The organism is Oceanithermus profundus DSM 14977, assembly GCF_000183745.1.
Classification (GTDB): Bacteria; Deinococcota; Deinococci; order Deinococcales; family Marinithermaceae; genus Oceanithermus; species Oceanithermus profundus.
In genome coordinates this window covers 2,208,245-2,222,454 of record NC_014761.1, presented here as the reverse complement: position 1 = coordinate 2,222,454, position 14,210 = coordinate 2,208,245, and the positions used below count along the sequence as shown (strand labels likewise).

The 14,210-nt window shown below is 70.0% G+C and carries 11 protein-coding genes and 1 tRNA gene; 8 read left to right on the top strand and 4 right to left on the bottom strand.

The annotated features are described in order from the left end of the window. Positions 1-15: 15 nt before the first annotated feature. Positions 16-582 carry a hypothetical protein gene (locus OCEPR_RS10990; protein ID WP_013458800.1) on the top strand — a complete coding sequence of 189 codons (567 nt, stop codon included), beginning with the start codon at positions 16-18 and terminating at the stop codon, positions 580-582. A gap of 52 nt (positions 583-634) precedes the next feature. Here the strand turns inward: OCEPR_RS10990 and OCEPR_RS10985 are convergent. Continuing rightward, positions 635-711 (bottom strand) — tRNA-Ile (locus OCEPR_RS10985). Between the two features lie 273 nt (positions 712-984). On the opposite strand from OCEPR_RS10985, the gene OCEPR_RS10980 reads away from it, so the two are divergent. From OCEPR_RS10980 to fmt, 6 genes are all read left to right on the top strand, one after another. Beyond that, on the top strand, positions 985-1,497 hold the full coding sequence (locus OCEPR_RS10980) for a hypothetical protein (protein WP_013458799.1): 513 nt from the start codon (positions 985-987) through the stop codon (positions 1,495-1,497). Positions 1,498-1,568: 71 nt separating this feature from the next. Next, the gene (locus OCEPR_RS10975; protein WP_013458798.1) at positions 1,569-2,717 is read left to right on the top strand and encodes a phosphopentomutase; all 1,149 of its coding nucleotides are present in this window, start codon (positions 1,569-1,571) and stop codon (positions 2,715-2,717) included. Positions 2,718-2,770: 53 nt separating this feature from the next. Continuing rightward, positions 2,771-3,502 carry a diadenylate cyclase CdaA gene (cdaA, locus tag OCEPR_RS10970; RefSeq protein ID WP_013458797.1) on the top strand — a complete coding sequence of 244 codons (732 nt, stop codon included), beginning with the start codon at positions 2,771-2,773 and terminating at the stop codon, positions 3,500-3,502. Then, positions 3,489-4,361, top strand: a complete 873-nt coding sequence (locus tag OCEPR_RS13070; protein WP_013458796.1) for a CdaR family protein — start codon at positions 3,489-3,491, stop codon at positions 4,359-4,361. The genes cdaA and OCEPR_RS13070 overlap by 14 nt, the downstream gene beginning before the upstream one ends. Before the next feature lie 44 nt (positions 4,362-4,405). Beyond that, positions 4,406-5,005 carry a peptide deformylase gene (def, locus tag OCEPR_RS10960; RefSeq protein ID WP_013458795.1) on the top strand — a complete coding sequence of 200 codons (600 nt, stop codon included), beginning with the start codon at positions 4,406-4,408 and terminating at the stop codon, positions 5,003-5,005. A gap of 5 nt (positions 5,006-5,010) precedes the next feature. Then, positions 5,011-5,937 (top strand): methionyl-tRNA formyltransferase, encoded by a 927-nt coding sequence (gene fmt, locus OCEPR_RS10955; protein ID WP_013458794.1) that lies wholly within the window; start codon positions 5,011-5,013, stop codon positions 5,935-5,937. On the opposite strand, the gene OCEPR_RS12370 is transcribed toward fmt, so the two are convergent. Both OCEPR_RS12370 and torA read right to left on the bottom strand, forming a co-directional pair. Continuing rightward, positions 5,934-6,665: a cytochrome c-type protein torc gene (locus OCEPR_RS12370; protein WP_013458793.1), complete on the bottom strand. Its 732-nt coding sequence runs from the start codon at positions 6,663-6,665 to the stop codon at positions 5,934-5,936. The genes fmt and OCEPR_RS12370 overlap by 4 nt on opposite strands. A 49-nt stretch (positions 6,666-6,714) precedes the next feature. Continuing rightward, positions 6,715-9,207: a trimethylamine-N-oxide reductase TorA gene (gene torA / locus OCEPR_RS10945; RefSeq protein ID WP_013458792.1), complete on the bottom strand. Its 2,493-nt coding sequence runs from the start codon at positions 9,205-9,207 to the stop codon at positions 6,715-6,717. A 247-nt stretch (positions 9,208-9,454) separates the two neighbouring features. Between torA and OCEPR_RS12365 the strand changes: the two genes are divergently transcribed. Further along, positions 9,455-11,257 carry a S9 family peptidase gene (locus OCEPR_RS12365; protein ID WP_013458791.1) on the top strand — a complete coding sequence of 601 codons (1,803 nt, stop codon included), beginning with the start codon at positions 9,455-9,457 and terminating at the stop codon, positions 11,255-11,257. Between the two features lie 1,024 nt (positions 11,258-12,281). Here OCEPR_RS12365 and OCEPR_RS10935 read toward each other — a convergent pair. Next, positions 12,282-14,090, bottom strand: a complete 1,809-nt coding sequence (locus tag OCEPR_RS10935) for an aldehyde ferredoxin oxidoreductase family protein (RefSeq protein WP_013458790.1) — start codon at positions 14,088-14,090, stop codon at positions 12,282-12,284. Between the last annotated feature and the right edge of the window lie 120 nt (positions 14,091-14,210).

Below are 14,210 nucleotides of genomic sequence, written 5' to 3'. Positions count from 1 at the left end.
CCTCTAGGAGGCAATATGACCCAGAAACTCAAGTACGCCCTTCTCGGTTTCCTGGTCGCGGCCCTGGGCCTGTGGGGCCTGGCCGTGACGATCCCCAACAGCTTCTCGAGCGGCGAGGTGGTGAGCGCCGCGAAGATGAACGAGAACTTCCAGGCCCTCAAGACCGCGGTGGACACGCTGGAGGCGAAGGTGGCGGCGCTGGAGGACAAGCTCAGCGCGGTCGGCCCGGGTCAGAAGGCCCTGGCCAGCAAGGACGGCGCCATGGCCAGGGCGCTCGTGCGCTGGAACGGAACCTCCGTGTCGGTGGACAACCTCTGGTCCTTCAACTCTTCCGGGTCGGGCATCACCGCCACGCGCACGGGACCGGGCGAGTACCAGGTCGACTTTCTCGACCTGGCGGCCGCCAACACCCCTTACGGCACCGCCGTGGCCAGCACCCGCGACAACACCGGCGTACGCTGCGAGGCCTGGAGCGTGACGAACGAAGGCAACACCGCGCCGGACGTCCGCGTTCTCGTGGAATGCCGAAACCCCAGCGGAGCACTCACCGACACCAGCTTCCGCGTCCTTTACGTGCGCTAGTTTCCCGTGGGGGCGAGCGCAAACGCCCCTCCCGCGTGCGGGAGGGGCGTTTTGGTGGGCCCTGCAGGACTTGAACCTGCGACCGATCGGTTATGAGCCGACTGCTCTGACCAACTGAGCTAAGGGCCCGTGTCCGGTTCCTCATGGTAGCAACCCGCCGGAAGGCTGACAACACGCCACGCTTCCGCCGCGCCCCTCCTGGCCGTGAGCGGGAAGTGGAACGATGCGACGTACGCGGCCGTCGTTGGTCCCGATCCTGCCCCTGCCCGCCGCCGGCGCCTGCCCCCGACCCCGCCGTCTTCGCCAACGCGGCCCGCACCTACGACGACGCCGGAGCCCGCTTCGGCGCTAAGACCCATAGCCCGTAGATTCGAGGAGCGAAGAAGAACCAAGGAGGCCAGCATGACCCAGAAACTCAAGTACGCCCTTCTCGGTTTTCTGGTCGCGGCCCTGGGCCTTTGGGGCCTGGCCGTGACGATCCCCAATACCTTCAGCAGCGGCGAGGTGGTGAGCGCCGCGAAGATGAACGAGAACTTCCAGGCCCTCAAGGACGCGGTGGACGCGCTCGAGGCCAAGCTGGCGGAGCAGCAGGCGATGTGGGCGGCCTTGCCCACGCGCCAGGGCTTCCCGCGGGCGTACGTGGCCGTGGACTTCGACGGCGCGGTGCTGGAGTCCTTCAACACTACGGGCGGCGCGGTTGGCGTCACCCGCGTTGGGCCGGGTCGCTACGACGTCGACTTCGGCGACGTGGCCGTGGTCTACAAACTCAACCCGCTGGCGATCACGGCCCTCACCGACGGACGGCGCTGCTACGCGAACAGCTTGGGGGGCGTGCTGAAGGTGCTCTGCCGCGACCCGGCGGGCAACCTCGCGGACAGCCAGTTCTGGGTGCTCCTGTTCAACGTCGCCCCGTAGCTCCGCTTCCGGGCGCAACGGGCCGAAGCGGGCGCGGGCCCCCCGGGGACGGCTGAGCGTATGCTGGGGGCATGAAGATCGTGACCGTCGTGCTCGACTCCGTGGGGCTCGGCTACCTGCCCGACGCGCCCGCGTTCGGCGACGAGGGCGCCGACACCCTCGACCACACCGTCCTGAAGACCGGGATCGAGCTGCCGAACCTGGCCAAACTGGGCCTGGGCAACGTGCCCGGCGTGCACACCCTGCCGCTCGAGCCCCATCCCCTGGGGGCCTGGGGCCGCATGATGGAGAAGAACCCCGGCAAGGACAGCTCCACCGGCCACTGGGAGTTCGTGGGCATCCACCTGGACCACCCCTTCCGCACCTTCCCCGAGGGCTTCCCCGAAGAGCTGATGGAAAGGTTCTCTCAGGCCATCGGCGGCCGCGGCTGGCTGCTCAACAAGCCCTACTCGGGCACCGACGCCATCCGCGACTACGGCGAGGAGCACCTGAAGACGGGCAAGCCGATCGTCTACACCTCGGCCGACTCGGTCTTCCAGATCGCCGCCCACACCGACGTGGTGCCGCTCGAGACCCTCTACGAATGGTGCGAGAAGGCCCGCGGGCTGCTCACCGGCGAGTACGCCGTGGCCCGGGTGATCGCCCGTCCCTTCGCCGGCGAGCCCGGCCACTTCTACCGCCTCAACGAAAAACGCCACGACTACGCCCTGGTGCCGCCCGACAACGTCCTCGACGCCCTGGTGGCCGCCGGCCGCGAGGTGGTGGGGGTGGGCAAGATCCCCGACCTTTACGCCCACAAGGGCTTCACCCGCGAGGTCGCTTCGGGCAGCAACACCGAGGGCATCGCCAAGACGCTGGATCTGATGGACGAGCCGATAGACGGGCTGATCTTCACCAACCTGGTGGACTTCGACGCCAAGTACGGCCACCGCCGCAACCCCCAGGGCTACGCCGAGGCGCTGCTCGAGTTCGACCGGGCGCTGCCGCGCTTCCTCGAGAAGCTGGGCCCCGAGGACTACCTCTTCATCGTGAGCGACCACGGCAACGACCCCACCTACCGCGGCACCGACCACACCCGCGAGTACGCCATGCTGCTGGTCGCCGGGCCCGGAATGGCGGGGCGCGACCTGGGCACCCGCGCGACCTTCGCCGACCTGGGGGCGACCTGGGCCAAGTTGCTGGAAACCCGCTGGGAAGGCCCGGGGGATTCGGTAATCTAGAGCTACGAGCGTTCGCCATTCGTTGCGAAGCATTGCGGGGTGGAAGGGACGGGATGAACCTCAGCTGGCGGGACGTAATCGACATTTTGGCGGTGGCCACGGTGCTCTACTACACCTACGGCCTCCTCGCCGAAACCCGGGCCATGAACTTGGTCCGGGGTTTAATCGTCTACGTCCTCGTCTGGTTCGCCGCCGAGCAGCTGGGGCTGACCACCCTCTCCTGGCTTTTGGGCAACGCCGCGACGCTGGGGATGTTCGCGCTGATCGTCGTCTTCCAGCCCGAGCTGCGGGGCGTGCTCGAGCGCCTGGGGCGCGGCCGCCTGCGCGAGAACCGGCTCGACGTCGAAGCCGCGCGCGAGCTGCTGCGCGCCGTCGAGCGCATGGCCGCCCGCCGCCTGGGTGCCATCGTGGCCCTGGAGCGGCGCACCCCGCTGGGCGAGTACGCGGTCACCGGCGAGGTGCTCGACGCCCGCGTCTCGGCGCGGCTGCTCGAGACCCTGTTCACCGTCGGCACCCCGCTGCACGACGGCGGCGCGATCATGCGGGGCCGGCGGCTCGTCGCCGCGGGCTGCGTCTTCCCGCTCTCGGAACGCGACGACCTCAAGTACCTGGGCACCCGCCACCGCGCCGCGGTGGGGCTTTCCGAGGTCTCCGACGCCTTCGTGATCGTGGTCAGCGAGGAGCGGGGGACGATCCGCATCGCCGAGCGCGGCGAGCTCTCCCCCAACCTCACCCCCTCCGAGCTGAAGGACCGCCTGCGGGAGGTGCTCGATGAGGCCCTCTGAGCTGTTGCGCCGCACCCTCCACAACTGGCCCATCAAGCTGGCGGCGGTGCTGACGGCGCTGGTGCTGTGGTACCAGCTGCGCGAGGTGGAGCCGGTGGTCGAGCGCAGCCTGGAGCGGCCGCTCGAGGTGGTGGGCCTGGGCGAGGACCGTGCGGTGGTGGGCCTGCCCAAGACCGTGATCGTCCGTTTCCGAGGCACCGCGCGCATCGTCGAGAACCTCAACCCCGGCGCGGTGATCGTCTTCATCGACCTTTCCGGGGTCAACGAGGGGCCCTTCGCCGCGAACGTGCAGGTGCGCGCCCCCAGCGGGGTGCAGATCGCCGAGGTGGTGCCGGCCAAGGTGGAGGCCCGGGTCGAGCGCCTGGGCGCGGGGGTGCTGCCGGTCGAGGTCTACGCCCCCGGCAGCGTCGTGACCTTCGAGCCCGACAGCGTGGAGATGCGCGGCCCGGCCGGCCTGGTGGAGCGGGCGCGGGCGGCCGTGGGGGTGGACCTGACCGCCGAGGGCACGGTGCGCCTCGTCGCCTTCGACGAGGCCGGGACCCCGCTGCCCGAGCTCACCCTCGACCCCGACACCGCCCGCATCACCTTCCGCTCCCCCACCCTGGCGCGCAAGGAGGTGGACCTGGTGCTGCTGCCGGCCCCGCGCGACCTGCACCCCGTGCGGGTCGAGGCTCCGGCGAAGGTTACGCTGGTGGGCCCGCCGGGGGTGCTGGGGCAGATCACCGCGGTCCAGGCCGAGGCCGAGTGGCGCGTGGGCGAGTACACCGCCCCGCTCGAGCTGCTGCTGCCGCCCGACGTGGACGCCATCGGCGTGGTTCTGGCCAAGCTGAAGGTGGAACCCGCCAAGCCACTGGAGTAGCCCGCCCCTTCGCAAAACCGCCCGCAGGTGGCAGAATGTAAGGGATGGCGGAAGTGCTGCCCATTCGGCTCTACGGCGACCCGGTGCTGCGCAAGAAGGCGCGGCCGGTGCAGGATTTCTCGGACCTCGAGGAGCTGGCCGAGAACATGGTGGAGACGATGTTCGAGTACGGCGGGGTGGGCCTCGCCGCGCCCCAGGTGGGGCTTTCGCGCCGCCTCTTCGTGGCCGCCGAGTACGCGCTCGAAGAGGAGGAGGCCGAGGCCGACGAAGAGGAACGGCCGAAGAGCGCCCTGCGGAACCTCTACGTGATGGTCAACCCCCGCATCACCCACCGCGAGGGCACCCAGGTGGGCACCGAGGGCTGCCTCTCCATCCCCGGCGTCTACTCCGACGACGTGCCCCGCGACCTGCAGATCCGCGTCGAGTACCAGGACGTGACCGGAGCGCCGCGCACCCTCGAGGCCGAGGGCTACCTGGCGCGGGTGATCCAGCACGAGCTGGACCACCTCGAGGGGGTGCTCTTCCTCGACCGCATCCCCGCCGAGCTGCGCCGGGCCTTCCTGGAGGAGCACCGCGCCGAGCTGGCCGAGATGCAGCGCAAGGCCAAGGCCTTCCTGCGCGAGCTCCAGACCGAGCAGGGGTGAGCACGGTGCGCCGCCGCCTCGCCTTCTTCGGCTCGCCCGCCTGGGCCGTCCCGGTGCTCGAGGCGCTGGCGCGCGCGCACGACGTGGTGCTGGTGGTCACCCAGCCCGACAAACCCAAGGGCCGGGGCCTGAAGACCCAGCCCAGCCCGGTGGCGCAGGCCGCCGAGCGGCTGGGCCTGGAAGTGGTCAAGCCGCGCCGGCTGCGCAGGGACCCGGAGATCGCCGAGCGGCTGCGGGCGCTGGACCTCGACGCCGCGGTGGTGGCCGCCTACGGCCAGATCATCCCCGAGGCGCTGCTGCAGATCCCCAGGTACGGCTTCCTCAACATCCACCCCTCGCTCCTGCCCAAGTACCGCGGCGCGGCGCCGGTGAACTGGGCGCTGATCCACGGCGAACCCGAGACCGGCGTCAGCATCATGCGCCTCGACGCCGGGATGGACACGGGCCCGGTCTTCGTCCAGGAGCGCACCCCCATCGGGCCCGGCGAGACCGCCGTGGAGCTTTCGGAGCGGCTGCGCGACCGCGGCGTCGCGCTGCTGCTGGACGTGCTCGAGCGCCTGGAGACCGCCCGTCCCGAACCGCAGACGGGCGAGCCCAGCTACGCCCCGCTGCTAGGGAAAGAGGACGGGCGCATCCGCTGGAACGAGCCGGCCCGCAAGGTCTACGACCGCCACCGCGGGGTGCAGCCCTGGCCCGGGAGCTGGTTCGAGCACGGGGGCAAACGGGTCAAGGTTTTGGAAATGCGCCCCGTGGACGGTCGAGGCCGGCCCGGAGAGGTGCTGGAAGTCGGGCCCGAAGGCGTGCGCGTGGCCACCGGCGAGGGCGCGGTCGAACTGATCACCGTCCAGCCCGAAGGCAAGCGGCCCATGCCCGCCGCGGACTGGGCCCGGGGCCACGGGGTGGCCCCGGGCGTCCGCCTGGGCGGGGGTTAACGCGACCCCGAGCCGGCCGGGGGCGCCGGTTCGGGCGGGGGGCTCTTCGGCTTGGCGGGGGTGAGCCCGCAGGGGAGCGGCACCTTGTCGGGGTCGATCCCCTTGGCGTGGTACTGCAGGTACTTGGTGATCCAGGCGATCTGGGTCTTGTCGAGCGGCGTGCGCGAGGTCATCGACTTCAGCACCTGGGGCCACTGGTTGGCCGTGAACTGGGCGGGGTCGTGCAGCGCGTGGCAGGCCGAGCAGTTCTTCTTGTAGAGGGCCTCTGCGGTCGCCCAGGGCTTGCGCAGGTCCCGGGACAGCGCCTTTTCGGGGACCCAGAAGCCGGCGAGGCGGACCTTGTTCCACACCTGCCCGGTGTCCTCGTCGGTGACCGTCTTGAGCACCTGCAGCTTCGCCTGGGCGCAGGCGTCCAGGATCGCTTCGCGGATGCGCACCCCTTCGAGGGCATAGAGGACGGTGGGGGAGCCCTGCAGCTGCCAGCCCTCCAGCTGGACCCGGGCCCAGCCGTCGCTCGTTTCGAGCACCCGTAGGGGCACGGCCAGCTCCAGCCGACCGCAGCTCGAGGCCGTGGCCTGGGGCGCGGTGTAGAGGGGGTTGGTCTGCACGGTGCAGTAGCGGTCGGGGGCCGGCTGGGGGGCCGAGGCCAGCAGGGCCAGCGCCGCCAGCGCCAGCGCGGCGCCGGCCAGGACCCCCCCGAGTCGTTGCGTCGTGATCAATCGCTTCACCGCCTTTCCTTGGGGCGGCCCCGGGCGGATCCCGCCCGGGGCCGGGGGTTCAGCCCTGGGCCGGGGGTTCGAAGGCCGTGACCCGGGGGACGGGGCCGGCGTACTTCTCGATCTCCACCAGGACGGTGTTGGCCACGTTCCCCTGGGCCAGCTTCGAGGTTCCCTTGTCCATCGTCACGGTGTTGACGTTTCCGTGCTTGCACAGCGCTCCGGGCTTGCCCGGTTCGTCGGGGTCGTACCAGGCCCCCTCGTGCACCGCGATCACGCCCCGGCGGACGCGGTCGGTCACGTAGGCGCCGGCCAGGAGCGCGCCGCGGTCGTTGAAGATGCGCACCACGTCGCCGTGCGCGATCCCGCGGGCGCGGGCGTCGTCGGGGTGGATCCAGACGGGTTCGCGCTCGTGGACCTCGTACCAGTCGCGGATCCAGGTGTTGTCGAGCTGGGAGTGCAGCCGGTACTTGGGGTGCGGCGAGACGAGGTGCAGCGGGTAACGCTTCGCCGCCGCGCTGCCCAGCCACTCGGCGGGCTCGAGCCAGGTCGGGTGCGGCGGGCAGTCGTCGTAGCCGAACTTCTCGATCGTGCGCGAGTAGATCTCGATCTTGCCCGAGGGGGTGCCGAGCGGGTTGAGGTCGGGGTCCTTGCGGAAGTCGCCGTAGCGCACGTACTGCTTGGCGCTCTCGGGCACGGGGAAGGCCACGTAGCCCGTCTCCCAGAAGGTGTCGAAGTCGGGCATCGTGAGCTTCATCGCCTTGGCCTGCTTGCGCGTCTCCTCGTAGAACGAGCGGATCCAGCCCATCTCGTCCTTGCCCTCGGTGAACTTCTCGCCGAAGCCGAGGCGATCTGCGAGCTCGGCGAAGATCTCGAAGTCGCTGCGCGCCTCGAAGAGCGGGTCCACCGCCTTGTGCATGGCGAGGATGTACTGGTTGGTGTACTCGCTCATGTTGTCGATGTCGTTGCGCTCGAGCGTCGTGGTCACGGGCAGCACGATGTCGGCGAACTTGGCGCTCGAGGTCCAGAAGATGTCGTGGACGATCGTCACCTCGGGCCGCTGCCAGGCACGGATCAGGCGGTTCTTGTCCATCTGGTGGCTGAAGGGGTTGCCGCCCGCCCAGTAGACCAGCTTGATGTCGGGGTAGGTTACCTTCTCGCCGTTGTAGTCCACCGTCTTGCCGGGGTTGAGCAGCAGGTCGCTGACGCCGTGGGCGAAGGGGATCGCGGTCTTGACGGGGTTCTCGCCGGCGGAGATGCCGCTGAGCACCGGGGCGTTGGCCGCGGGCGCGCCGCCGCTGGCGTAGTGGTAGCTGAAGCCGAAGCCGCCGCCCGGCAGCCCGATCTGCCCCAGCATCGCCGCCAGGGTGACGAGCATCCAGGGCGCCTGCTCGCCGTGGTCCTGCCGCTGGATCGCCCAGCCGCCCATGAGCATGGTGCGGCCGCGGGCCATGCGGCGGGCGAGGTCGCGGATCGTGGCCGCGGGCACCTCGGTGATCTTCGCCGCCCACTCGGGCGTCTTGGGCTGGCCGTCGCGCTTGCCCAGCAGGTAGTCGAGGAACTTGTCGAAGCCGACGGTGTAGCGCTTCAGGAAGGCCTCGTCGTGCAGCTTCTCGGTGTAGAGGGTGTGGGCGATGGCGAGCATCAGGGCCACGTCGGTGTTGGGCCGGAGCGCCACCCAGTCGGCGTCGAGGTAGCGGGCCGTGTCGGTGAGGCGCGGGTCGATCGAGACCACCTCGATCCCCCGCTCCTTCACCGCCGCCAGCGCCGGGTAGGCGTAGTGGTCGGGCGGCGTCCAGCCGATCTGGTTGTTCTTCATCAGGTCGGCGCCGAAGAGCACGATCAGGTCGGTGTTCTCGATGATCGTCGGCCAGGCCGTCTGCTGGTCGTAGACCTCGATGTTGCCGGTCACGTGGGGGAGGATCGTCATCGCCGCCTGAACGCTGAAGTCGCCGGTGTTGTCGGTGTAACCCCCGAAGAGGCCCAGCATCCGCCGCAGCAGCGTGGGGGCGTTGTGCAGCTTGCCGACGCTGTGCCAGTCGAGGCTGCCGGCGAAGATGCTGGCGTTGCCGTAGCTCGCCTTGACGCGCTCCAGCTCACCGGCGACGAGGTCGAGGGCGTCGTCCCAGCTCACCCGCACGAACCGCTCCGCGCCGCGCATGCCGCGGTCGCTCCGGGCCCCCTTCTTGAGGAAGCCCTCGCGCACCATGGGGTACTGGATGCGCGAGCGGGCGTAGACGCGCCCCGGCAGCGCCTGGAGCATCGGCACCGGGGCGCGGTCGCCGCCGAACGGCTTGACGCCCACGAGCTTGCCGTCCTCGACCTGGGCCAGGAAGGCGCCCCAGTGCGAGGCGGTGAGTCGGGTGCTGGGGGTGAGCGGCCCCGCCCAGTCGAGGGCGCGGGCGTAGCGGGCCGCGGCGTTCGCGGCGGGGGCCGCCTGCGCCGACGCCCGCGAACCCAGCAGCGACGGGGCCACCAGACCCGCGGCCCCGGCTCCCAGCACGCTCTTGAGGAAGGTCCTGCGTTCCATACCCTTGCGATGCTTGCTTCCCATGGCCAACCTCCTAAATCTGGAACGCGACGCAGTGCAAAACGAAGCGCTTACGCCTTTATTGTGCTCCGGGTTCGCTACGCAGGAGACCTAAGAAATACGCTTTTCTTTACTTGGCCATAGCTACTGTTCCAGGCCCCTGCTACCTGCGTTTCGACAAAGGGCCAAAATGTGTTCCAGGGCACCCTCGCTTCCCCCGCGGCGGGCGGCGAAAGTAAAGCGCCCCGGTCGCGGTCGGGTAACCTGAGGCATGGCGGATCCCGAACGTTTGCTCGACGAGCTGCTCGACCTGCCGCAGCTGTTCGGCGCCCGGCTCGAGCCCTCCGGGCGGGCGCTCGCCTGGACCTGGTTCGGGCGCGACCCGGTGCCCCACGTCTGGGCGCGCACCCCGGACGGCGCGGTGCGGCGCCTGAGCGAGGGCGACGAGAAGAGCTACCTCGCGGGCTTTTTGCCGGGCGGCGCGGGCGTGCTCTACGAGACCGACCCCGGCGACGAGCGCACCGCCCTCTGGGCGCGCCCCTGGGACGGCGCCCCCCGCAGGCTCACCGAGGCGCACCCGCCCTACTTCCTGCGCGGCGGCGAACTGCACCCCGAGCGCCCCTGGCTCGTCTTCGGGGCCAACTACGACTTCGAGCGGGGCGCGCCGCTCGAGCCCACCTGGATCTGGCGCCGCGACCTGGAGACCGGCGAGCTGCGCGCGCTGGCGCGCCCCGAGCGGCCGGGCACCTGGGCGCCGCAGCTCTCCCCCGACGGCCGCTGGGTGCTCTACGACCGGGCCACCCGCCACCCCGCGGGCCAGGAGCTCTGGGTCGTGGGCTCGGACGGCTTGGGCGAGCGGGCGCTCGTGAGCGCGGGCGAGGAGCGCAAGGTCCACGGCCTCTGGGCGGGGGCGCGGGTGAACTACGTGGCCGAGGCCGACGGGACGCGGGTCTGGGCCTGGTGCGACCTGGAGGGCGGCGGGGGCGTGCTCCTCGAGGACGCCCACCTGGAGCACCCGCTGCGCCTGCCCGGCGCCCCCTTCCTGGCCGCCCAGGCCGTGCGCGCCGCCCGCGGGTACACCTTGCTGGCGGACCCCCAAAGCGGCGAGGTGCGCGAAGTGCGCCCCGCCCGCGGCGACCTGACGCTGCTGGGGCGGGACGCCGGGGGTTGGGTGGGGGCCTACGCCTCGAGCACCCGCCCCGCCGACCTGGTGCGGCTGGACCCCGCGGACCCCGACCCCGCGAGCTTCGAGAGCCTGACCGGCCTGGAGGCGCTTCTGCCTGCGGGCCTGCTCGCGGGCCTGGTGCCCGCGGAGGAGTTCGCGTGGACCTCCACGGACGGCCTGCCGGTCCACGGCTTCGTCTACCGCACCCCGCACCGGCCCAAGGGCACGGTCGTCCTGATCCACGGCGGCCCCACGGCCCACGCCGGCGAGCGCGTCAGCCCCGAGGTGCAGTACTACCTGGCGCGCGGCTTCCACGTCTTCCTGCCCAACTACCGCGGTTCGACCGGCTACGGCCTGGCGTTCCAAGAAAAGATCAAGGAGACCGGCTGGGGCGGGCTCGAGCAGGACGACATCCGCACCGGCATCGAGGCCCTGATGGCCGCGGGGCTGGCCGAGCCGGGCAAGGTGGGGGTGACCGGCACCTCCTACGGCGGCTACTCGAGCTGGTGGCAGATCACCCACGCCCCGCCCGAGCTGGTGGCCGCGGCCGCGCCCATCTGCGGCATGACCGACCTGGTGGTCGACTACTACAGCACCCGCCCCGACCTGCGCCCCTACTCGGAGGAGATGCTGGGCGGCAGCCCCGAAGAGGTGCCCGAGCGCTACCGCGAGCGTTCGCCGGTGCACTACGTGAACCGCATCCGCGGCCGGCTCCTGATCGTCCAGGGCGCGCTCGACCCCAACGTCACCCCCGAGAACCTGGCCGCGGTGCGCCGCGCCCTCGACGCCGCCGGGGTGCCCTACGAGGTGCTGGTCTTCGAAGACGAGGGGCACGGGATCGAGAAGAAGGCCAACCGACGGCTGCTCTACCGCCGCCTCGCCGACTTCTTCGAAGCGGCGTTCGCTTAGGGCGGGGCCGCCGGAGGGGCGGTACGTAGTACGTAGTGGACGGTACGTGGTGAGTTGGGCGAGAAACGGCGGTGGACGTCGGGTTCATGCAACGCCCACAACCCCCAGCGCTCTCCCAGGGGAAGGGGGCGTAGTTTTGCGGTGACCGGGCCGTGGATTCATGGCGCGGCATGGGTCCCGGATCAAGCCCGGGACAGATTCGGAATCGAGAAGTACGCTACACAAACCCGTCATTCCGGACGAGCGGGCCATGTGGCCCGCGAGAGCCGGAATCTTGCTGGGTGTGCGTTCGCGGAGCCGCTCGCCTGGAGCACGATTGGCAACGTCAGCGTACAGACTCACTCGTAACCCGCAGCCACAATAAGATCCCCGATCCCGGCGCTTCGCGCCTTGTCAGGGACGACGGGATGAGGGTGCGGGTGTAGGAGGCGGGGACACGTCCCGCTCTTTTTTCCCGACCCACCCCTCCCAACACACTGCCGAATCCCCGGACGAGGCGGCTCCGCCGCCGAGATCCGGGGTCCACGCCGCAAGCGAAGCCGGGGCTCGGTCGCCGAACGCTGGAACGTAGGGGAGGGTTTGAAACCCTCCCCTACGTTTGATCGTGAACTAAAAGCTAGTCCCAGCGTTTCTGCAACCCACAAGCCACATGCCTGCCCACCTCTTGTCACGGTTCGGGCGGACCCGCGGGTCCGCTCTACGGTGGAGGCGTTTGCAGGCCGGTGTTTCGTCATTCCAGCCAAGCGAGCACACGGCGCGCGCGGGCAGGAATCCAGACCGGCGTACTCTCCGGTGGCGCGGCCCTGGAGTCACGGGGGATCGGTGTGCAGGCGCCGCCGACGCAGAGCCCTCGCCACCGCTTTTGAAACGGCCCTGACCCGGCGTTCGCCGGGCTGGCGAGGAAAGATACCCGTAGCGGCGGAGTGGCGTGAACAACGTGGTGAGGCCGCACAGCTAGCGTAGGTGGTCCCGCTCACGACAGGCGGCCACCCCGATTGGGGTGGCCGCCTGTCCAGGTCGCGCCCTAAAGGATCCCCAGCTCCTTCAGCTTCTCCTCGGGCACCACGCCGTCCTTCCAGCCGCGCAGCTGGTAGTACTCGCTCAGCATCTCGTCCAGCTCGGTGACCTGGCCCTTGGAGCCGCCCGAGTCGGAGGGCTCCTTGAGGAAGCGCTCGGGCAGGTAGTCCGAGCCCTCGGCCCAGCCCGCCTGGTTGTTGAAGTAGCGCTCGAGGTTGTAGATGCGCTCGCCGATCTTCATGATGTCGTCGGGCGTGACCTTCATCCCGGTGTAGGCGGTGTACTGGTCGGCGTACTCCTCGGGCCCCTCGGCGAACTGGCTGAACTTGCAGAGGTCCATCGAGTCGGTGAAGGCCGAGAGGTCCTGGAAGGTCTTGGTCAGCTCCGCCTTGCCGCGCCACTCGATGGGGTCGGTCTTGAAGGGGACGCCCAGCAGCTCCGAGGCCGGGGTGTAGGCGCGCAGGTGGCAGGCGCCGCGGTTGGAGGTGGCGTAGGCGATGCCCATGCCCTTGAGGCCGCGGGGGTCGTAGGCGGGGATGGCCTGGCCCTTGACCTCCATGGCCAGCTCAGGGTGGCCGAGGGCCTTCATGAACTTGGCCGTGCCCTCGGCGGCCTTGTCGCCCAGGCCCTGCCGGTGGGCGATCATCTCCAGGAACTGGCACTCGCCCTGGACGTCGCCGAACTTGAGGCCCTCCTGCTCGGAGACGTAGCCCTTCTCGGTGGCCTCCATCAGGGCGGCGATCACGTTGCCCGCCTCGATGGTGTCCATCCCGAAGGCATTGCACAGGTAGATGGCGTAGCTGACCCAGGTGCGGTCGGCCGAACCCGAGTCGGGGCCCAGGCTCCAGGCCGACTCGTACTCGACGGACTCGAAGCGGATCGGCTTGCCGTTGAGGTGGATCTCGACCATCTTCTTGCAGGCCACCGGGCAGGCGTGGCAGGTGTTGTCCTTGACCAGGATGTGCTCGCGGATGGCCTCGCCCGAGACCTCGCCCGCGGGCTCCCAGCTGGTGTGCTGGGCGTTGAAGGTGGGCAGCGCCCCGATCGAGTTGGTGATGTTCATCAGCACGTTGGTGCCGTAGACGCTGAGCCCGCCCTTGCGCGGTGCGGTGACGTTGTTCTCGTCCATGATCGTCGCCAGCGCCCGCTGGTCGGCCTCGTGCCAGGCCTCCTTGTCGGCCGGCTGGAAGACGCTCTTGTCGCCGGGGACGACGACGATCGCCTTGAGCTTCTTGGAGCCGCCCACGGCGCCGGTGCCGCCGCGGCCCGAGGCGCGCTCGTCGTTGTTGAGCCAGGCGGCGAACTTGACCAGGTTCTCGCCCGCGGGGCCGATGGCCATCACGTCGGCGTCCTCGCCGTGGCGCTTGCGCAGAATCTCGTGGGTTTCGTGGGTGGTCTTGCCCCAGAGGTCGGCGGCGTCCTTGATCTCGACCTGGCCGTCCTGCACCAGCAGGTAGACGGGCTTCTCGGCCGCGCCCTTGATGAGCAGGCCGTCAAAGCCGGCCCACTTGAGCTTGGCCGCGGTCCAGCCGCCCATGTGGCTGTCGGTCACCGTGCCCGTGAGCGGGCTCTTGGTCACCACCGCCAGGCGGCCGCTCATCTTGGCCTGGGTGCCGGTGAGCGGACCGGTCATCACCGCGAGCAGGTTGTCGGGGCTGAGCGGGTCCACCCCCGGCCCGTTCTCGAAGACGTACTTGACGCCGAGTCCGCGCCCGCCGATGTACTTCTTCAGGTCCTCTTCCTTCGGGGCCTCGTACGCGACCGTACCCGCGGTCAGGTCGATCTTGGCCAAGCGATGCGCATACCCTTTGAGCATGGCTCCCTCCTTCCGGCAAATGCCGCGTTTGTTGTGTCTAACGTTTATGCTACCGCCGGTGGTTTTTGAAAGCAATCCCGTATTGCAACAGCATGCAACACGCAGGGCTCACCGTTCTCG

Excerpts from the sequence above, each read along its gene's own strand:
- OCEPR_RS10980 (WP_013458799.1), top strand. The coding sequence starts at position 985 with ATGACCCAGAAACTCAAGTACGCCCTTCTCGGTTTTCTGGTCGCGGCC.
- OCEPR_RS13070 (WP_013458796.1), top strand. The coding sequence starts at position 3,489 with ATGAGGCCCTCTGAGCTGTTGCGCCGCACCCTCCACAACTGGCCCATC.
- OCEPR_RS10990 (WP_013458800.1), top strand. The coding sequence starts at position 16 with ATGACCCAGAAACTCAAGTACGCCCTTCTCGGTTTCCTGGTCGCGGCC.
- def (WP_013458795.1), top strand. The coding sequence starts at position 4,406 with ATGGCGGAAGTGCTGCCCATTCGGCTCTACGGCGACCCGGTGCTGCGC.
- torA (WP_013458792.1), bottom strand. The coding sequence starts at position 9,207 with ATGGGAAGCAAGCATCGCAAGGGTATGGAACGCAGGACCTTCCTCAAG.
- OCEPR_RS12365 (WP_013458791.1), top strand. The coding sequence starts at position 9,455 with ATGGCGGATCCCGAACGTTTGCTCGACGAGCTGCTCGACCTGCCGCAG.
- cdaA (WP_013458797.1), top strand. The coding sequence starts at position 2,771 with ATGAACCTCAGCTGGCGGGACGTAATCGACATTTTGGCGGTGGCCACG.
- OCEPR_RS10935 (WP_013458790.1), bottom strand. The coding sequence starts at position 14,090 with ATGCTCAAAGGGTATGCGCATCGCTTGGCCAAGATCGACCTGACCGCG.
- OCEPR_RS10975 (WP_013458798.1), top strand. The coding sequence starts at position 1,569 with ATGAAGATCGTGACCGTCGTGCTCGACTCCGTGGGGCTCGGCTACCTG.